The sequence below is a fragment of the Lentzea albida genome, from assembly GCF_900111005.1.
Classification (GTDB): domain Bacteria; phylum Actinomycetota; class Actinomycetes; order Mycobacteriales; family Pseudonocardiaceae; genus Lentzea; species Lentzea albida.
Window position 1 is genome coordinate 286,590 of record NZ_FOFV01000010.1, and the last position, 19,899, is coordinate 306,488.

Below are 19,899 nucleotides of genomic sequence, written 5' to 3' on the forward strand. Positions count from 1 at the left end.
AATGAAGCTCAACGGACAGAGGCGGTGGGCCGCGGCGGGAGTCGTGGTCGCCACTGCCGTGGCAACGTTCGGGGTGGCGATGAGCGCACCCGCGGGCGCCGCACCTGGCTGCCGTGTGGACTATACGGCGAACAGCTGGGGCGGAGGGGGTTTCGGTGCTGCGGTGAAGATCACCAACCTCGGTGACGCGATCTCGGGTGGGTGGACGCTCAAGTTCTCGTTCCCCGGAAGCCAGCGCGTGGCCCAGGGCTGGAGCGCGAACTGGACGCAGTCCGGCAAGGACGTGACCGCGACGAGCATGTCGTGGAACGGCAGCCTGGGCACCAACGCGTCGATCGACATCGGCTTCAACGGCAGCAACGCCGCCACCGGTGACGCGAACCCGTCCACGTTCACCCTGAACGGCACGACGTGCACCGGTCAGCCGGGGACGACGACGACCACCACCACAACGACGACGACCACCACGACCACGACGTCGAACGGCCCCGGCCCCGGCAACCGGGTCGACAACCCGTACGTGGGCGCGAAGCAGTACGTGAACCCGGACTGGGCGGCCAAGGCGAACGCGGAACCGGGCGGCAGCAGGGTCGCGAACCAGCCGACCGGTGTGTGGCTGGACCGCATCGCGGCGATTGCGGGAACGGCCGACTCGCGCAGCCTGGCCGGACACCTGGACGAGGCGGTGCGCCAGGCGGCGGGCTCACCGCTCGTGATCCAGCTGGTGATCTACAACCTGCCGGGTCGCGACTGCTCGGCGCTCGCCTCCAACGGTGAGCTCAAGGCGACGGAGATCGACCGCTACAAGTCGGAGTACATCGACCCGATCGCGTCGATCCTCGCCAGGCCCGAGTACTCCGGTCTGCGCATCGTCACGACGGTGGAGATCGACTCCCTGCCGAACCTGATCACGAACGTCTCGCCGCGTCCGACCGCGGTGGCGGCGTGCGACACGATGAAGGCGAACGGCAACTACGTGACCGGCGTCGGCTACGCGCTCGCGAAGCTGGGTGCGGTGCCGAACGTCTACAACTACCTCGACATCGGCCACCACGGCTGGATCGGCTGGGACGACAACTTCGGCCCGACCGCCGAGCTGCTCTTCCAGGCGGCCAACGCGTCGGGCAGCACCAAGGCGAACGTGCACGGCTTCATCGCCAACACCGCGAACTACGGCGCGCTCAAGGAGCCGTACTTCAAGATCGAGGACTCGGTGAACGGCACCTCGGTCCGCCAGTCGAAGTGGGTGGACTGGAACCGGTACGTCGACGGGTTGTCCTACGCCCAGGCGTTCCGCAACCGTGCCGTCCAGGCCGGTTTCGACGCGAACGTCGGTGTGCTGATCGACACCAGCCGCAACGGCTGGGGCGGCAGCGCCCGTCCGACGGGCCCCGGCCCGACGACGAGCGTCGACGCCTACGTCAACGGTGGCAAGATCGACCGTCGCATCCACCTCGGCAACTGGTGCAACCAGGCCGGTGCCGGACTGGGCGAGCGCCCCAAGGCCGCTCCGGAGCCGGGCATCGACGCCTACGTCTGGATGAAGCCGCCGGGTGAGTCCGACGGCGCCAGCGAGGAGATCCCGAACAACGAGGGCAAGGGCTTCGACCGGATGTGCGACCCCACGTACACCGGCAACGTGCGCAACGGCAACAACATGTCCGGCGCGCTCGGCAACGCCCCGATCTCGGGCAAGTGGTTCTCCGCCCAGTTCCAGGAGCTCATGCGCAACGCCTACCCGGCGCTCTGAGCCGCGGGATGTGAGCGTGCCCATGCGACCGGCCTCGTTCGCTGAGGTCGTACCGCGTGGGCACGCTCTTCCAGCCTGATCGTCTTTTCCGTCGCGGAACTTTCCAGACGGTGCCGAATTCGTCTGGACCACCTGAAGTTCGCAATGTTAACGCGCACATAACACTTGATGTCATCAGAAGGTGCTCCCTATGGTGTCGACACGCTCACTGAGCGCAAGCGCGAGAGGAGGCTGTGTGGTCACCATCGCGGACGTCGCAAGGCACGCCGGGGTCGCCCCGAGCACGGTCTCCTACGTCCTCACCGGCAAGCGGTCCATCTCCGCGGACACGAAGACGAGAGTCCGCGAGAGCATCAGAGCCCTGGGCTACCAGCCGCACGCCTCCGACCGCACGATGTCGGCGGGCAGGACCAACGTGATCGGCCTCGTCCTCCCGCTGCGCGCGGGCACCCACCTGCCCGCGGTGATGCGCTTCGTCACCGCCGCGGTGACGACCGCCCGCCGTTACGACATGGACCTGCTGCTCATGACCGCGGACGACGGAGCCGCGGGCCTGCGCCGCGCGGCGAACGGCGCCCAGGTCGACGGGTTCCTCGTCATGGACGTGGAGATGGACGACGACCGGGTGCCGTTGCTGCGGCAGCTGGCCAAGCCGTCCGTCCTCATCGGACACCCCGCGGCGGCCCGCGGCCTCACCTGCGTGGACCTGGACTTCGAGGCGGCCGGCGCCAAGTGCGTGGACCACCTGGCGGACCTGGGCCACCGCTCGATCGGCTTCCTGGGCGCGCCCAGCGCCGTCTACCGGCGCAGCACCGGCTTCGCCCACCGCACCATGAACGGCTTCAGCGCGGCGGCGATGCGCCGCGGGGTCGCCGCGACCGCGCTGGCCGTGGAGGGCGACCACGACTCGGTGCTGCGGGCCACCAAGGCCCTGATCCGGGCGCACCCGTCGATGACGGCCCTGGTGGTGCACAACGAGGCCGCGCTGGGGTGGATCACCACCTGCCTGCGGGCGGCCGGGAGGCAGGTCCCGGGAGACGTCGCCGTCGTGGCGATCTGCCCGGACGAGCTGGCGGAGCAGACGTCACCGCTGCTCACTTCGGTGCGGCTGCCGGCGGAGGAGCTGGGGCGGCACGCCGTCGACCTGCTGGTGGCGAAGCTGGAGGGCAAGCAGCCGCCACCGCTGATGTTGTTGCCGCCCAGGCTCTCGCGGCGGGCGAGCACGCCGGACCCGGCACCACACCGCGGCACGGCCTGAGGGCTCACCGAGCGGACGGTCGCAGGGACGACTTCGGCCCGCGCGGAAACGCGGCGCGCGCGGACCGGCCACGCCCGCAGACCGTCCTGGAGGAGTGCGCGACGCCACGGCGGAGCGACCGTCGCGCACTCCTCGGCCCGTGCCGTCTTGCGTAGACTTCCTGTGGTGGAACTGGCGGAGGCACTGGAGCGCAGGCCGGTCGTGCTGGACGGCGGCATGTCGACGGCACTGGAACTGGCCGGGCACGACCTGTCCGACGAGCTGTGGTCGGCGCGGCTGCTGCTCACCGACCCGGACGCCGTCCGCGCCGCCCACCTCGCCTACTTCCGCGCGGGAGCCGAGGTCGCCATCACCGCGAGCTACCAGGCGAGCTTCGACGGCTTCGCGAAGCGCGGGATCAGCGAGAGCGAGACGGCACGCCTGCTCAGGTCCAGCGTCGGGCTCGCACGCTCAGCCGCGTCCGAAGTGGACGGACCGCGCTGGGTGGCGGCGTCCGTCGGGCCGTACGGGGCGGTGCTCGCGGACGGGTCGGAGTACCGCGGCCGTTACGGGCTGAGCGGGCGGGAGCTCCAGGCGTTCCACCGCAGGCGGATCGAGGAGTTGTGCGCCGCCGGGCCGGACGTGCTCGCGGTCGAGACCGTCCCGGACGTCGACGAGGCCGAGGCGGTGCTGGAGGTGGTGCGCGGCAGCGGTGTGCCGGCCTGGCTTTCCTACAGCGTCCGCGGGGACAGGACGTGCGCCGGGCAACCGCTGGGGGAGGCCTTCGCGGTCGTGTCCGGTGTGGACGAGGTGATCGCGGTCGGCGTGAACTGCTGCGCGCCGGAGGACGTGGCCGGCGCGGTCGCCGTGGCGCGTGAGGTGACCGGCCTGCCGGTCGTCGTGTACCCCAACAGCGGCGAGCGGTGGGACGCGCGCGACCGGTCGTGGACGGGGGACGGCGGCGGGTTCGCCACGTCGGCGGGGGAGTGGGTGCGCGATGGAGCCCGGCTGGTCGGCGGGTGCTGCCGGACCGGGCCGGACGCCATCGCGGTGCTGGCGGAGAACTTCACCGCCGCGGGAGGGTGATCGTCAGGCGGTGGTGCAATTCCTGCCGTTGAGGTGGAACGAGGCAGGTGCGGCCGCGTCACCGGTGTGCGTGGCCTGGAAGCCGATGGTGGTGGACGCGTACGGGGCGATGGTCGCGTTGTAGGAGACGTTCCGGGCGATCACCTGTCCCGAGGTGGGGGAGTAGGTGGCGTTCCAGCCGCCCGTGATCGTCTGCCCCGGCGCCAGGGTGAACCCCAGCGACCAGCCTTCGACCGGGGTGGGACCGGTGTTGGTGATCGTGATGTTCGCCGTGAGGCCGTTGTTCCAGGCGTTGGTCGTCGTGCCCAAGCGGCAGGACCCCTGACCGGGGAGCAAGGTGGTGGTGGTCGGCCCCGTCGTGCTCGTCGTGGTCGTGGTGCTCGTCGGTTCGCTGCCGCGGAACTGGCTGATGAACCTCCACGCCTCGTCGGACGTCCAGGTGCGCCAGCCGTCGCCGCCCCCGTCGACCGGTGCCGGGGTGTGCCCGCCGTCGAACGCCGCCCACACCACCGGTTGACCGGACCGGCAGCCGCTGTACGCGGTGACGACGTGGGTCCTGCTGCCCGCGCTCGGTTCCCGCGGGTTCTGCGCCGTGCAGCCGTTGTTGCGCACGAACGTGTCGCGCAGCGCCCGGCCCTGCGAGATGTTGAGGACGGTGTCGCTGATCCCGTGGATGCCCAGGTAGGCAACGGGTTGCGTACCGCCGTTGCAGCCGCTGAGCTGAGCGCCCGCGTACACGACCACCGCGCGGAACACCGTCGCCCTGGCACAGGCGACCGCGTACGACATGGCCCCGCCGTAGCTGAAGCCACCGGCGAAGCGCTGGGTCGTGTCGAGGCACAGCGCCGCGTCCAGCCGTGCGAGCAGGTCGTCGACGAACACCAGGTCCTGGCCGCCGGGGTTGGCCCAGCCGTTGTTGTTGCCCTGCGGTGCGACGAAGATCGTGCCGTTGTCCGCCGCGTCCGACAACCGCCGGAGCCCGTAGTACGACCAGTTGTAGCCGTCGCCGCCGCCGGAGTCGACGTCGTTGGCCGTGCCGTTGAGCCAGTGGAAGCCGACGAACAGCCGGTACTGGCGGTTGTTGTCGTAGTTCGCGGGCAGCCGCAGGAAGAACGTGCGGTTCTGGCCGCCGCTGCTGATCGTGTGCTGGCCGCTCGTCAACGCGGGCGATTTGCCGCACCCCGCCGTCGTGGCACCGACCTCGCCGGCACCGACCTCGCGGGCACCGCCCGCGGCGACGCCCGCCGCGCCCAGCAGCACCACGGCACTCGCGACGGCCGCCGCGAGCACGGACCTGTGCCGGCTCATCGCACACCGCACACTGCGCCGTTGAGCGAGAACCCGGTCGCGGCCGCGCTGTTGCCGGTGTGCGTGGCCTGCAGGCCGATCGAGATCGACCCGTTCGGCGGGATCTGCGGGTTGTAGTTCACGTTCCGCGCGGTCACCTGGCCGCTCGCGGGCGAGTAGGTCGCGCTCCAGCCGCCGGTGATGACCTGTCCACCTGGGAGCGTGAACTGCAACTGCCAGCCGTTCACCGCGGTGGTGGACGTGTTGGTGATCGTGATCGTCTCGGTCAGCCCCGTGTTCCAGGCGTTGACCGACGCGGTCACCGCGCACCCACCGGACGGCGGTGGGGTGGTCGTGGTCGTGGTCGTCGTGGTGGTGGTCGTGGTGGTCGGGTCGGTGCCCGGCTGGTCCAGGCCCAGGAACGTGATGGCGCGCGAGACCATCCCCGCGGTCGGCACGTCGTGCCCGGTGCCCTGCGCGCTGATGCCCTCGACGACACCCGTTGCGCCGTACCGGGTGCGCGTCCAGTTCGACTGCGGCTGGTCGGTCGACACCGGCGTCCTGCTGACCCCGTGCACATTCGTCCACTGGTCAAGCGCCTCGCCGAAGTTCGGGTACGCGAGGGTCGTGTCGTTCGTGCCGTGCCACAGCTGCATTCGCGGGTAGGCGCCGGTGTAACCGGGGAACATCGCCCGCGCCTGGTCACCCCACTGCTGCGGGGTCTTCTGCAGCGTCCCGCCCGAGCACTGGCTGTTCCACAGCGACCCGTCGGTCGTCGCGAAGCACCCCGCGGGAACGCCCGCGAAGGCCGACGCCGCGCTGAACACGTCCGGGTACTCGGCCGCCAGAACGTTGGTCATCATCGCGCCGGACGAGATGCCGGAGACCACGATGCGCGACGGGTCGACGTTGTAGCGCTGGCGCGCGTGGGCCACCATCGACATGATGCCGGTGGAGTCGCTGCCCCCGTCGCGGCGCAACGCGTTCTGGGTGGAGACGTCGAAGCAGCGGCCGTCCCGCGTCGCCTCGGGGTAGACGATCACGAACCCGTACCGGTCCGCGGCGCTGACGTAGTCGCGCCCGCCGCCGTTGTGCACGGCGCTCGCCGTCCCGGTGCAGTAGTGGATCATCAGGAGCAGTGCGGGCCGGGCGGCGAGCCGGTCCGGCGCGTAGACGTACATGTTGAGGTTCGTCGGGTTGGTGCCGAAGCCCGTCACGCGCGTCAGGGACGCGGCGTGCGCCTGCTGCGGCACGGAGGCGAAGGCGATGGCGGCGACGACGGACAGCACCGCCGCGATGACCGCGATGACGCGGTACCTGGTCGTGCGCGGAAAGGTGGGGTTGCGGAGGGTCACGATGACCTCGTTCTCTCACAGGGAGTTCCAGGGCAGGCCGGCGCCCGCGGAGGACGTCACGCCGACTCCGCGGGGCCTGCCTGTGGTGTGGTGCGGGACGTCAGCGCGCCGTGCAGGACGGGTTCAGGCCCGATCCGTTGCCGCTGCCCTGGAAGCCGAACTCGGTGGACCCGCCCGCGGGCACGGAGGCGTTGTAGTCCACGTTGGTCCAGTTGATGGTTCCGCTGTTGCCGCTGCGGGTCGCGCTCCATGAGCCCGTGACGGTGCCGTTCGACAGCGTCGTAGTGACGGTCCAGCCCCGCAACGCGCTGGAACCAGCGGTGACCTTGATCGTGGCGACGAAGCCCTCGTTCCACTGGTTCAGCGACACCGTCGCGGTGCAGCCGCCGGTGCCGGGGTCGTTGCTGGTCGTCGTTGTCGTGGTGGTGGTCGTGGTCGTCGTCGGGTCGGTGCCGCCACCCGCGTTGAGCGCGTCCAGCGTGGAGTTGTACGCGGCCTTCTTGTTGCCGCTGCCGTCGAACAGCAGCGGGGTGCCGTAGGAGCGCCAGGAGTCGGTGTCGCGGATGCCCCACACGGTGATGCCCGTGCAGCGCGCGACGTTGAGGCAGGCCTGGGTCACCCGCTGGAAGTTCTGGGCCTGTGCGCTGCCGGAGCCCTCGATGTCGAGCTCGGTGATCTGCACGTCCACGCCGAGGTTCGCGAAGTTCTGCAGCGTGGTCTGGTAGTTCGACGGCACCGGGCTCTGGCTGTTGAAGTGCGACTGCAGGCCGACGCAGTCGATCGGGACGCCGCGGGACTTGAAGTCCTGCACCATCCGGTACACGGCCTGGGTCTTGGCGTGCGACCAGTCGTCGGTGTTGTAGTCGTTGTAGCAGAGCTTCGCGCCGGGGTCGGCCGCACGAGCCGCGCGGAACGCGGCCTCGATCCAGTCGTTGCCGGTGCGCTGCAGGTTGGAGTCGCGGCGAGCGCCGCTGCTGCCGTCGGCGAACGCCTCGTTGACGACGTCCCAGGCGTAGATCTTGCCGCGGTAGTACGTCGCGACCTGGGTGACGTGGTTGAGCATCGCGTTGCGCAGGGCGGTACCGGACATGTTCTGCATCCAGCCCGGCTGCTGCGAGTGCCACGCCAGCGCGTGCCCGCGGACCCGCTTACCCTGGTTGCGGGCCTGGTTCACGATCCGGTCCGCGTTGCCGTAGCTGAACTGGTTCTGGTTCGGCTCGGTCGCGTCCATCTTCATCTCGTTCTCGGCCGTGACCATGTCGAACTCGCGGTTCAGGATGCCCACGTAGGTCGAGTCACCGAGCTTGTTCGCGGCCACGGCGGTGCCGAAGTACCGGCCGCTCTGCTGCGCCGCCGCGGCGAGGGTGGTCGCCGCGTTGGCGACGGGTGGGGCGATCAGGGTGGCGCCGATCGCGGCGGTCGCGACCGTGGCGATGATCGGGATCAGGGCCACTGACTTCGATGTCAGTTTCATCTTCCACGCTTTCCGAGGTCGACCCGAATGCAGGACGGGTGATGGTCAGTGCGGTGGCCGGACCCGGTGCGCCATTGCCGGATCTCGGTGGGCGTCGAATCCGCGGTGGTGTTCCGCCAACGCCTACCGGTGCCGTTCCCGGAGTGTCGCAGCAGTTCGACACGGCTCACAAGAAGTCGTTGTCGAATTCGACAGCAGATTACCCTGATCGGCCTACCCTGGATGCGGGAGCGCTCCCAACTAGCACGTCAAAGCCGTGATCGCATTCTCGGCGGACTTTTCGAAACTTTCCTCGACGTCGTCGACGCGCTTCGTTTCCGCCGTTGACGATTCAGTGCTCCGTGGTTACGTTGGCCCGAACTCGCATTCGCATCTGATTCCCACTTCTGGGCGGCAATGACGCTGCGAGAACCGAATCACTGCAACCGAGCGAACTGGAGACACGATGACACGGTGGAAGCGGGGCACGGGCGCGTGCGCACTAGCGGGCGCGGTCGTCGCCGGGGTCACCGCCCTGGTCGTCAGCGGCGGTGCGACCGTCAGCGCCGCCGAGTCGGCGTTCTACGTCGACCCGTCGAGCTCGAGCGCGCGGTGGGTGGCGGCCAATCCCGGCGACTCGCGGGCGGCGGTCATCCGCGACCGCATCGCCTCGGTGCCGCAGGCGCGGTGGTACACCACGACGAACACGTCGACGGTGAGGTCGGAGGTCAGCTCGTTCGTCGGTGCGGCGGCGGCCGCGGGGAAGATCCCGATCCTGGTGGTCTACAACGTCCCCAACCGCGACTGCGGCGGGGCGAGCGGCGGCGGTGCCCCGTCCCACGAGGCCTACCGGGCGTGGGTCGACGAGGTGGCGGCGGGACTCGCGGGCCGTCCGGCGACGATCGTGCTGGAGCCGGACGTGCTGCCGTTGATGACCAACTGCCAGAGCACCGACCAGCAGAACCAGACCAAGGCGTCGATGGCCTACGCGGGCAAGAAGCTGAAGGCGGGCTCCGGTCAGGCCAAGGTCTACTTCGACATCGGCCACTCCTCGTGGCTCACCCCGTCCGAGGCCGCGAACCGGTTGCGCGGCGCGGACATCTCCAACAGCGCCGACGGCATCTCGACGAACGTGTCCAACTACCGGGCCACCTCCGACGAGGTGAACTTCGCGAAGAACGTCCTCAACGCCGTCGGTGACGGCCGCCTCAAGGCCGTGGTCGACACGAGCCGCAACGGCAACGGCCCCGCCGGCAGCGAGTGGTGCGACCCGTCCGGGCGCGCGATCGGCACGCCCAGCACCACGAACACGGGCGACTCGAAGATCGACGCGTTCCTGTGGATCAAACTGCCGGGCGAGTCGGACGGCTGCATCGCCCCCGCAGGCCAGTTCGTGCCCCAGCGGGCCTACGAACTCGCGATGGCCGCGGGCCCGATCACGACCACCACGACCACGACCACGACGACCACCACCACGTCGGGCGGCGGCAACCCCGGTGGCGGCTGCACCGCGACCCACCGCGTGACGAGCCAGTGGCAGGGCGGCTACTCCGCGGAGATCGTGATCGTGAACCGCGGCTCGGCGATCAACGGCTGGACCTTCTCGTTCTCGGCACCCGGCGTCTCGGTGACCCAGGGCTGGAACGGCACGTGGACCGACCAGGGCGACCAGGTCCGGGTGGCGAACGCGGCGTGGAACGGCTCGCTGTCGTCCGGCGGGCAGGTGAGCATCGGCTACAACGCGAACTACAACGGCACACCGCCGTTCTCCTCGCCGGTGCTGAACGGCGTCGCCTGCTCGTGAGGCGGCCGGCGTGAGGTCTCGCCCGTTGAGGCGGCGGCGGGCGAGGCGGAGTCCCCGGCCGGGAGGCCGGGGACTCCCGCGTGCCCGGCGGGGGCGTCCACGCCCGAGTGGGCCGGACTGCGGGGTCGGGCGGGTGTTCGGTGCGTCGGGTGCGACAGCTACCGCCGGGCGCCTGGCCCACACCTGAGCCCGCACCCCGGCGCGCCCCTGAGCCCACCTCTCCGAGCCCACCTCTCCGAGCCCACCTCTCCGAGCCCACCTCTCCGAGCCCACCCCTGAGCCCACCCCTGAGCCCACCCCTGAGCCCACCGCAGCCCGCCCCAGCTCACACCGCAGCCCGCTCACGCTCACACCGCAGCCCAGCCCACCTCTGAGCCCACACGTCGGCCCGCCCTGAGCCCGCACCTCAGCCCACCCCGCTCACACCCAGCCCAGCCCGCCTCTGAGCCCACACCTCAGCCCGCCTCCACACCCAGCCCAGCCCATCCCTGAGCCCGCACCCCACCCAGGTGTCCACCGCCTCCGTCCACCGGCGTGCCCTCCGCAACGCCGGCGCGGCCACCGGAGGCCACATCCCCGACCAGCCCCGTCCGCTGAAAGCACGCCCGCAGGAAGCGGCCCTCGAAGGCAGGAGCCGGACCCGTGGCGGAACGAACGCGTGTGACCCTGGCCCACGTGGCGGCGGCGAGCGGGGTGTCGGTCACGACCGCCTCTCTCGTGCTGACCGGGCGTGCGCGCGAGTTGCGCATCTCCGAGGCGGCGGAGCAGCGGGTCCGGTCCACCGCGCAGGAGCTGGGCTATCGGCGTGGCGGCGGCGACACGCGGGCGGGGCTGTCGCGGACGATCGGGTTCGTGCTCGGCGCCGAGCCGGACGTGGAGGGGGACACCGTCAAGGGTGCCGTGGAGGTGGCGTACCGGCGCGGGTTCATGCTGTTCGTCGGCGAGACCGGGGGAGATCCGGCCGTGGAGCGGGGGCTGGTCGAGGCGTTGCGCGACCGGCGGGCGGACGGTGTCGTGTTCGCCGGCGGGCGGCCGGACGTGCTCTGGTACGGGCCCGCCGTGGTGCTCGGCGCCCCGGGGTCGGGTCTTCCCTCGGTGGTGCCCGACGAGGTGCGGGGTGGCCGGTCGGCGGCGCGTGTCCTGGTCGAGGCCGGGCACGACCGCGGTGTTCACCTGGTGGGTGCCGGCCAGCGCGACGTCGCGGCCGCGGACCGGCTCGCCGGGCTGCGGCAGGTGTTCTCCGGGGCCGGTGTCGAGGTGGCCGGGGTGCACCCGTGTCCGGAGTGGACACCGGAGGGCGGGTACGACGTCACGAAGGACCTGTTGCGCCGGCATCGGCCCGCGGCACTGGTGTGCTTCGACGACCGGCTGGCGTTCGGGGCGTACGAGGCCCTCGCGGAGGCGGGGCTCTCAGTGCCGGGCGACGTGTCCGTGCTCGGGTTCGGTGGCCACCCCGCCGCCGCGTGGATGCGTCCCCGGCTGACCACGGTCGCCCTGCCCCTGCGCGAGCTCGGGGAGCGCGCCGTGGAGGTGCTCGTGGAGCTCGTCGAGGGGCGGGGTTCCCGCACCCCGCTGGTGCACCGGGTGCCGATGCCCGTGCGCGGAGGCGGTTCGGTGGCACGAGCGCGATGACTTGCATGTTTGCGTTAACAGTCGAAATGGCCAGATGCGTCCTTCGGTGCTACAGAAAAGCGATCAGCTAAAAGTTAGCGCTCACATTTAGCTTTGACCGCGGTGTGAACCCGTCGTTACATTGCTGGGAGCCGCCCCTGCCGTTGACCCCCGTCGACGAAAGGCTCCTCATGCCGAGCCCGTTCCGCGCGCTGTGCTGTGCCCTGGTCGCCACCCTCCTGGCCGCCTCACCCGCACTCGCCGACCAGTCCACTGTGGAGCAAGCCGCCGATCCCGTGAGGGTGATGCCCCTGGGCGACTCGATCACCCAGGGCGGCTCGATCGGCGGTTACCGCCTCGACCTGGGCACGAGACTGCGCGCCGCGGGGCGCAACGTCGACTTCGTGGGGTCCCTCGCGGACGGCCCCGGCTCCATGCCCGACCGCAACCACGAAGGCCATCCCGGCTGGACCATCGCGCAGGTCGACGCGAACGTCGTGAACTGGCTCAGGACCTACACCCCGCGCACGATTCTGTTGCACATAGGCACGAACGACATGTACGGCAGCGATCCCGCTGGTGCGCCAGGACGACTCTCGTCCCTGGTGGACAAGATCACCGCACAGGCACCGGGTGCGGACGTGTTCGTCTCGACGATCATCCCGATCCGGTTCGCCGACGCCACCGTGCGCAACTACAACGCCGCCATCGTGCCGTTGCTGCGGGCGAAAGCAGCCGCCGGCAAGCGGGTGCACGTCGTGGACATGTACCCGGCCGTGCCCGTCGCGGACCTGCCCGACGGCATCCACCCGAACGCGGCGGGCTACAGCAAGATGGCGGCGGTCTGGTTCAACGCCCTGTCCTCGGTGCCCGGCAGCGTCGGAGACCCGCAGGACCCCGGCGCGACCTGCACTGCGACACCCAAGGTGACCGGCACGTGGAACGGCGGCTTCCAGGCGGAGGTCGTCGTCACCAACCCCACCGCGTCGACCCTCACCGGCTGGAGCGTCCGGTTCACGCTGCCGGGCGGGCACACCGTGACGCAGATCTGGGGTGGCACGGCCAGCGGTTCGGTCACGGTCACCAACGCCGCCTACAACGGCACGATCGGCCCCGGTGCCTCCGCGGCCTTCGGCTTCATCGCGTCCGGTTCCGGTGCGGCGGCGGTCGGATCCGCCACCTGCGCCGGCGCCTGAACCCCTGCCCCAGCGACGAAGGGTGATCATGTCCCCCGCTCGGTTCTCCCCGTCCCGGCGTGCCCGGCTCACCGCCCTGGCCGCCGTCCCGCTCATCGCGGTCACCGCGCTGACCGCGGTGGCCCAGCCGCCCGCCTCGGCCGCCCCCGGCTGTTCGGTCACCTATTCCACACCGTCGCAATGGGACGGTGGCTTCACCGCGGCCGTCGCCGTCACGAACCTCGGTGACGCGGTCAACGGCTGGACGCTCACCTGGAGCTTCGGCGCCGGGCAGCAGGTGCAGCAGGCCTGGAACGCCCAGGTGACCCAGTCCGGCTCCCAGGTGACCGCCCGCAACGTCTCCTACAACGCGACGATCCCGACCAGCGGGAAGGTCGAGTTCGGCTTCAACGGCTCCAGCACCGGTGCCAACCCGAGCCCGTCGGCGTTCAGCCTCAACGGCACCCTGTGCACCGGCGACGTCGGCCCCACCACCACGACCACCACGACGACGACCACCACGGGCAACCCGCCGGTGGGCACCCTCCCGTCGAGCTTCCGCTGGTCCTCGAGCGGCCAGCTGATCAGCCCGAAGCCGGACTCCACGCACGCCAACGTCGCGGTGAAGGACCCGAGCGTCGTCTACCACAACGGCAAGTACCACGTCTTCGCGTCGACCTACACCGACGGCTACAACCTGATGTACACCAGCTTCACCGACTGGTCGCAAGCGTCGTCGGCACCGCACCACTACCTGGACCGCTCCGGGATCGGCGCCGGCTACCGGGCGGCGCCGCAGGTGTTCTACTTCGCGCCGCAACGCCTCTGGTACCTCGTCTACCAGACCGGGTCGAACGCCTCGTACTCGACGACGTCCGACATCTCGAACCCGTCCTCGTGGTCCACGCCGAAGAACTTCTACGCCAACGGCATGCCGCAGATCATCCGCGACAACATCGGCAACGGTTACTGGGTCGACTTCTGGACGGTGTGCGACACCGCGAAGTGCTACCTGTTCTCGTCCGACGACAACGGCCACCTCTACCGGTCCGAGACGAACCTCGCGCAGTTCCCCAACGGCTTCACCAACACGGTGATCGCCATGCAGGACAGCGACAGGTACCGGCTCTTCGAGGCGTCGAACGTCTACAAGATCGCCGGGAAGGACCAATGGCTGCTGGTGCACGAGGCGATCGGCACCGACGGCCGGCGCTGGTTCCGCTCCTGGACCGCCCCCTCGATCACCGGTCCGTGGACGGCGCTGGCCGACACGGAGTCGAACCCGTTCGCCCGCGCGAACAACGTGACGTTCCCGAGTGGACAATGGACCCGCGACATCAGCCACGGCGAGATGGTCCGCACCAACGTCGACCAGACGATGGAGATCAGCCCGTGCAGGCTCAGCTACCTGTACCAGGGCATGGATCCCAACGCCGGCGGCGACTACAACCGCCTGCCCTGGCGGCTCGGCCTGCTGACCCAGACCAACTCCACCTGCTGACCCGGGACCGGCGCCACCGGCACCCCGGTGGCGCCGCTCGTGGGGAGAAAGGGGCGACGATGCCCTTCCGGTCCAGGAAACTCACGCGTCTCGGGATCGCCGCCCTGGCAGCGGTGGCGGTCACCGCGCCTCCCGCCAGCGCCGCTGCCGCACCGGCCGCTGGTCCGGGCAGCGCCACCGCACCCGCCACCGCCGGCCCCGACGCCGCTGCGGCGACGGCTGCCGGTCCCGCCACCGGCACCGGCACCGCCGCCACCGCCACCGCCAGTCTCGCCACCGCCGCACCCACCACCGGTCCCAGCGCCGCGGCCCCCGGCAGCCCGGCCCAGACCCCGCCCCTGGGGTGGAACAGCTGGAACAGCTTCGGCTGCGGCATCACCGAGGGCCAGGTCCGCCAGGCCGCCGAGGCGATGGTGTCGTCGGGCATGCGCGACGCCGGCTACCAGTACGTCGTCGTGGACGACTGCTGGTTCGACCCGCAGCGCGACTCGGCGGGCAACCTCCGCTCGCACCCGTCGAAGTTCCCCAGCGGCATGAAGGCGCTGGGCGACTACATCCACGCCCGCGGCCTGAAGTTCGGCATCTACCAGGTGCCGAACGAGAGGACGTGCGCGCAGACCACCGGCGCCCACCCCGGCTCGACCGGCAGCAAGGGCCACGAGGTCCAGGACGCCGGCACGTTCGCGTCGTGGGGTGTCGACTACCTCAAGTACGACTGGTGCTCGGGCGCCGGCACCCGCGACGAGCAGGTGGCCCGGTTCTCGATCATGCGCGACGCCCTGCGCGCCACCGGACGGCCGATCGTCTACAGCATCAACCCCAACAGCTTCCACGCCATCACCGGCGACCGGTACGACTGGGGGCAGGTCGCCGACCTGTGGCGCACCACCGAGGACCTGCTGGACATCTGGCAGAACGGCAACGTCAACAGCTATCCGATGGGCGTGGGCAACGTCCTCGACGTCACCGCCCCGCTCGCGGCGCAGTCCGGTCCCGGCCACTGGAACGACCCGGACATGCTGGTGGTCGGGCGCCCCGGGCTCACCCTCACCGAGTCCCGCTCGCACTTCGCGCTCTGGGCGTTGATGGCGGCGCCGCTGATGGCGGGCAACGACATCCGCACCATGTCCGCCGACGTGAGCGCGGTCCTGCGCAACCAGCGCCTGATCGCGGTGAACCAGGACGCCCTCGGTGCGGGAGGGCGGAGGGTGCGCGACGACGGGACCGCGGAGGTGTTCGCCAAACCCCTCGCGGACGGCTCGGTCGCCGTCGGCCTCTTCAACCGGGGCGACGCCACCGCGACCATCACCACCACGGCCGCCCAGACCGGTCTGTCGGGGAGCGCCTTCACCCTCACCGACCTGTGGACCGGCGGCACGTCCGCCACCACGGGCGCGATCTCCGCCTCCGTTCCCGCGCACGGCGTCGCCGTGTACCGGGTGACGGGCGGGAGCCCGGTGCAGAGCACCACGTCCCCGTTGCGCGGGGCGGGGGCGAACCGCTGCCTCGACGTCGAGAACGGGTCCACCGCGGCCGGGACCGCCGTCGTGATCCAGGACTGCCTCACGCCCGCGTCGCAGCGGTGGACGTCCTGGCCGAACGGCGAGGTGCGCGTGTTCGGGGACAAGTGCCTCGACGCCTACGACCAGGGCACCGCGAACGGCACGCGCGTCATCGTCTGGCAGTGCAACGGCCAGGCGAACCAGCGCTGGACGTTCGGCTCCGACGGGACGCTGCGCAACGCGAACGCCGGCCTGTGCCTCGACGTCGAACGGGCCGCGACGGCCAACGGCTCGAGGCTCGTGCTGTGGACCTGCAACGGCCAGTCCAACCAGAGGTGGACGCGATCATGAGGTGGTTCCCGGCCGCGTTGTCGGCACTCACCCTGGTGGCGGCGGGAGTCGCCGCGAGCACGGCGGCGCAGGCGGCTCCCGGCTGTGCGGTCACCTACACGAAGACCTCGGAGTGGCAGGGCGGTTTCGGCGCTTCCGTGTCCATCACGAACACCGGTGACGCGATCACCGGCTGGACGCTGGAGTGGACCTACGCGTCCGGCCAGCAAGTCGGGCAGCACTGGAACGCCGTGATCACGCAGAGCGGCGCGGAGGTGAGCGCGCGCAACGCCGGCTACAACGCGACGATCCCGTCCGGTGGCCGGGTCGAGTTCGGGTTCAACGCCACGGCCGGCTCCTCCAACCCGGCACCGGCCTCCTTCCGCCTCAACGGAACGACCTGCGGGGACACCGGCACACCCACGACCACCACGACAACCACCACGACCACCACGCCGAGGCCGTCGTCCTTCACCAATCCGGTGCTGTGGCAGGACTTCGCGGACATCGACATCATCCGCGTCGGCGACGCTTACTACTACTCGGCGTCGACCATGCACTACTCGCCGGGGGCCCCGGTCCTGCGGTCCTACGACCTGGTCAACTGGGAGTTCGCCGGACATTCCGTGCCGCGACTGGACTTCGGCGCCAAGTACGACCTCAACGGCGCCAGGGGGTACGTGCGGGGCATCTGGGCGTCGTTCCTCAACCACCGCAAGAGCAACAACACCTTCTACTGGGGTGGCTGCGTCGACTTCGCGCAGACGCACATCTACACCGCCACCTCCGTGGACGCGCAGTGGTCGAAGCTGTCGACGATCAACAAGTGCTATTACGACGCCGGAATGCTGGTCGACGACAACGACACGATGTACGTCGCCTACGGCAACACGACGATCAGCGTCGCGCAGCTTTCGGCGGACGGGAAGTCGGAGGTGCGGTCGCAGCAGGTGTTCCAGACCCCGTCGACCATCGGGACGCTCGAGGGTGCGCGGTTCTACAAGCGCAACGGCAGCTACTACATCTGGTTGACCAGGCCCGCGAACGGCCAGTACGTGCTCAAGGCGTCGAGCCCGTTCGGTCCCTACACCGTGCAGCAGGTGCTGCTGGACATGCCCGGCCCGATCCAGGGCGGGGGAGTGCCGCACCAAGGCGGTCTGGTGCAGACGCAGAACGGCGACTGGTACTACATGGCGTTCGTGGACGCCTACCCCGGCGGGCGGGTGCCGGTGCTCGCGCCGATCACCTGGACCTCCGACGGCTGGCCGCGCGTCACCACCGCCAACGGAGGCTGGGGCGTGAACTACCCGATGCCGAACCTGCCGTCGCGGCCGGTGAAACCCATGACCGGCGTCGACACCTTCGACGGCACGGTGCTCAAGCCGCAGTGGGAGTGGAACCACAACCCGGACACCACGAAGTACAGCGTGAACAACGGTCTGCGGCTGTCCACGGCGACCGTCACCAACGACCTCTACAACGCCCGCAACACCCTCACCCACCGCGTCCAGGGCCCGACGTCGACCGGCACCGTCGCGCTGGACCTGACCTCGATGCGCGACGGCGACCGCACCGGTCTCGCGATGCTGCGCGACTCCTCGGCGTGGATAGGCGTCAAGCGCGACAACGGCCGCAACCGCGTCGTCGTGGTCAACGGACTGACCATGGACGGCAACTGGAACACCACGGGCACCGGCACCGAGACCGCGAGCGTGAACCTCGCCGGAACCCGGATCTGGTTGCGCGCCAACGCCGACATCCGGCCCGGCAGCGGACGGCAGGCCAGGTTCTCCTACAGCACCGACGGGGTCAACTTCACGTCGCTGGGCTCCGGCTTCACGCTGAAGAACGAGTGGCAGTTCTTCATGGGCTACCGGTTCGGCATCTTCAACCACGCCACACAGGCACTGGGCGGATCGGTCACCGTGCAGCGCTTCGAGCTCACGACTCCATGACCCCGTTGTCCCGCAGGGCGTTCCTCAAGGCGTGCAGGCCGTGGTTCAACCTCGATTTCACGGTGTCCTGCGGCAGCCCCAGTTCGTCGGCGAGCTCGGCGACGGACCGGTGGCGGTAGAAGGCCCGCACGACCACCACCCGGTGCTCGGGTTCGAGCGAGGACAAGGCCTCGGCGACGAGGGCCGCACTGCGGGGTGCGTTCACGGGTGCCTCACACCTGCGAGCGGAGTGCCCGCGCACGGCGTCCGTCCAAACGGGACAGAAGTGCGTGCCGGTCGACCTTGCCGCGATCCGTCGTGGGCAGTGCGTCGACCGGCACGATCAGCGTCGGCACGCAGTAGTGCGGCAACCGCCGCGAGACCGCCTGCTTGGCCACCTCCGGCGCGGCCGTGCCGGGACTGATGAACCCGACGAGCCTCCCGTCGTGGACCAGGGTCGTGGCGCGCTCGCAGCCCACTGCCCCCTCCAGCGCCTCGGTGACCGCGTCCAGCTCGAAGCGGTGCCCGAGCACCTCGACCTGGTCGCCGGCGCGGCCGTGGTGCTCCAGGTCGCCGTCGGCGGTCCACCTGCCGAGGTCACCGGTGCGGAACATCAGGCCGCCGCCCCTCAGGAACGGGTCGGGCCGGTACCGCCGCGCCGTCAGGTCGAGGTCGCCCGCGTACCCCGCGGTCACGCCGGCGCCGCCGATCCACACCTCGCCGACGGCACCGGCGGGCAGCGGCTGGAGGTCGTCGCCGAGCACGTACACCGTCGTGTTCGGCACCGGCCTGCCGAGGGTGAGCCGCCCGCCACCCGGTTCGTGGCGCCGCACCGCGGCGGCGATGGAGACCTCGGTCGGCCCGTACGCGTGGTGCAGGGCCACGCGGGTCGACCACGTGTCCGCCAGCGCCTGCGGGCAGCGTTCGCCGGCGACCACGACCGTGCGGACGCGGTGGCAGACCTCGGGGTCCAGGGACGCGAGCACGCCCGGTGTGGCGATGACGACGTCGGCCTCGCTCGCCGTCTGCTCGGCGTCGTCGCCGCGGAGCACGAGGGTGCCTCCGTTCGCGAGGGTGCCGAGCACCTCCCAGATCGCCAGGTCGCAGGCGATGTCCTGCAGTTGCGACACCCTGGTCCCCGGCGTGATGCCCAGCGATCCGGGGGCGGTGAGCAGGACGTTGCACAGGTTGGCGTGGGAGATCCGCACGCCGGTGGCACCGCTGTAGACCACGGCGGCGGCGTCCGACTCGGCGGTGATGGTGCGGCAGAACGCGCCGACGTCGGGCAGCGCGTCGACCACGACGATCCGCGCCAGGTGGTCGGGCACCTCGTCCGCGCTCGTGGTGAGCACCACGTCGATGCGCGCGGTGCGGACGACGTGCCGCAACCGGGCCTCCGTCGCGGTGGCGGTGTCCTGCGGCACGTAGGCCGCTCCCGCCTTGAGCACCGCGAGGACACCCACGACCATGGAGATCGACCGCGTCAGGAACAGGCCGACGTGGTCACCGGGACGCACGCCGCCGCGGATCAGGAGTTCGGCCAGCAGCCCGGCCCTGGCGTCGAGCTCCGCGTAGGTCAGCGACTCGCCGAGGTGCTCCACCGCGGTCGCGCGCGGGCGCTGGGCGGCGTGTGCCTCGAACGCGTGGTGGACGTGGTCGAACGGAGGGGTGCGGATCGGCCCGGCGCCGAACGCCCGGAACAGCGCGCTGTCGGCGGCGGACAGCCCCCGCAGGGCGGTCTCCAGGAACTCGGCTGCCACGACAGGACCTCCTCACGAGCGGTGTCCCTCCATCTTGAACGAAACAGACCAGTCGTGGTGACAAGCTGTCGATTCACCGGTCGAATCGATAAAGCCGTTGTGTCGCATCGGCTT

Annotated in this window: 14 protein-coding genes; 9 read left to right on the forward strand and 5 right to left on the reverse strand. The window is 70.5% G+C overall.

From position 1 onward, the window contains the following. The first annotated feature begins 79 nt into the window (after nt 1–79). From BMY74_RS25120 to mmuM, 3 genes are all read left to right on the forward strand, one after another. A complete protein-coding gene (locus tag BMY74_RS25120; protein ID WP_245786352.1) occupies nt 80–1,750 on the forward strand; it encodes a glycoside hydrolase family 6 protein in 1,671 nt (556 codons plus the stop codon). Nucleotides 1,751–1,985: 235 nt separating this feature from the next. Beyond that, nucleotides 1,986–3,008 (forward strand): LacI family DNA-binding transcriptional regulator, encoded by a 1,023-nt coding sequence (locus BMY74_RS25125; RefSeq protein ID WP_218159731.1) that lies wholly within the window; start codon nt 1,986–1,988, stop codon nt 3,006–3,008. A gap of 165 nt (nt 3,009–3,173) precedes the next feature. Continuing rightward, nucleotides 3,174–4,073, forward strand: coding sequence for a homocysteine S-methyltransferase (mmuM, locus tag BMY74_RS25130; protein WP_281245001.1), 900 nt, complete (start codon nt 3,174–3,176; stop codon nt 4,071–4,073). Nucleotides 4,074–4,076: 3 nt separating this feature from the next. On the opposite strand, the gene BMY74_RS25135 is transcribed toward mmuM, so the two are convergent. From BMY74_RS25135 to BMY74_RS25145, 3 genes are all read right to left on the reverse strand, one after another. Beyond that, nucleotides 4,077–5,381 carry a CE1 family esterase gene (locus BMY74_RS25135; RefSeq protein ID WP_089920161.1) on the reverse strand — a complete coding sequence of 435 codons (1,305 nt, stop codon included), beginning with the start codon at nt 5,379–5,381 and terminating at the stop codon, nt 4,077–4,079. Next, entirely contained in the window at nt 5,378–6,715 is a 1,338-nt protein-coding gene (locus BMY74_RS25140; RefSeq protein ID WP_089920163.1) for an extracellular catalytic domain type 1 short-chain-length polyhydroxyalkanoate depolymerase, read from the reverse strand. The genes BMY74_RS25135 and BMY74_RS25140 overlap by 4 nt, the downstream gene beginning before the upstream one ends. 100 nt (nt 6,716–6,815) lie before the next feature. Further along, nucleotides 6,816–8,189, reverse strand: coding sequence for a glycoside hydrolase family 10 protein (locus tag BMY74_RS25145; RefSeq protein WP_089920165.1), 1,374 nt, complete (start codon nt 8,187–8,189; stop codon nt 6,816–6,818). Nucleotides 8,190–8,634: 445 nt separating this feature from the next. Here BMY74_RS25145 and BMY74_RS25150 point away from each other — a divergent pair, with 445 nt between their 5' ends. From BMY74_RS25150 to BMY74_RS25175, 6 genes are all read left to right on the forward strand, one after another. Then, nucleotides 8,635–9,972, forward strand: a complete 1,338-nt coding sequence (locus tag BMY74_RS25150) for a glycoside hydrolase family 6 protein (protein ID WP_089920167.1) — start codon at nt 8,635–8,637, stop codon at nt 9,970–9,972. A gap of 642 nt (nt 9,973–10,614) precedes the next feature. Then, the gene (locus BMY74_RS25155) at nt 10,615–11,604 is read left to right on the forward strand and encodes a LacI family DNA-binding transcriptional regulator (RefSeq protein WP_089920169.1); all 990 of its coding nucleotides are present in this window, start codon (nt 10,615–10,617) and stop codon (nt 11,602–11,604) included. A gap of 143 nt (nt 11,605–11,747) precedes the next feature. Continuing rightward, the gene (locus tag BMY74_RS25160) at nt 11,748–12,779 is read left to right on the forward strand and encodes a cellulose binding domain-containing protein (protein ID WP_245786343.1); all 1,032 of its coding nucleotides are present in this window, start codon (nt 11,748–11,750) and stop codon (nt 12,777–12,779) included. Between the two features lie 28 nt (nt 12,780–12,807). Continuing rightward, on the forward strand, nt 12,808–14,259 hold the full coding sequence (locus tag BMY74_RS25165; RefSeq protein ID WP_089920314.1) for a glycoside hydrolase family 62 protein: 1,452 nt from the start codon (nt 12,808–12,810) through the stop codon (nt 14,257–14,259). Between the two features lie 59 nt (nt 14,260–14,318). Then, nucleotides 14,319–16,112 carry a glycoside hydrolase family 27 protein gene (locus tag BMY74_RS25170; protein ID WP_245786344.1) on the forward strand — a complete coding sequence of 598 codons (1,794 nt, stop codon included), beginning with the start codon at nt 14,319–14,321 and terminating at the stop codon, nt 16,110–16,112. Then, on the forward strand, nt 16,109–18,046 hold the full coding sequence (locus BMY74_RS25175) for a family 43 glycosylhydrolase (protein ID WP_089920316.1): 1,938 nt from the start codon (nt 16,109–16,111) through the stop codon (nt 18,044–18,046). The genes BMY74_RS25170 and BMY74_RS25175 overlap by 4 nt, the downstream gene beginning before the upstream one ends. Here BMY74_RS25175 and BMY74_RS25180 read toward each other — a convergent pair. Then, entirely contained in the window at nt 18,033–18,251 is a 219-nt protein-coding gene (locus BMY74_RS25180) for a sigma factor-like helix-turn-helix DNA-binding protein (protein ID WP_218159732.1), read from the reverse strand. The two genes, BMY74_RS25175 and BMY74_RS25180, sit on opposite strands and share 14 nt — an antisense overlap. Nucleotides 18,252–18,258: 7 nt before the next feature. Further along, nucleotides 18,259–19,785, reverse strand: coding sequence for an AMP-binding protein (locus BMY74_RS25185; RefSeq protein WP_089920178.1), 1,527 nt, complete (start codon nt 19,783–19,785; stop codon nt 18,259–18,261). Between the last annotated feature and the right edge of the window lie 114 nt (nt 19,786–19,899).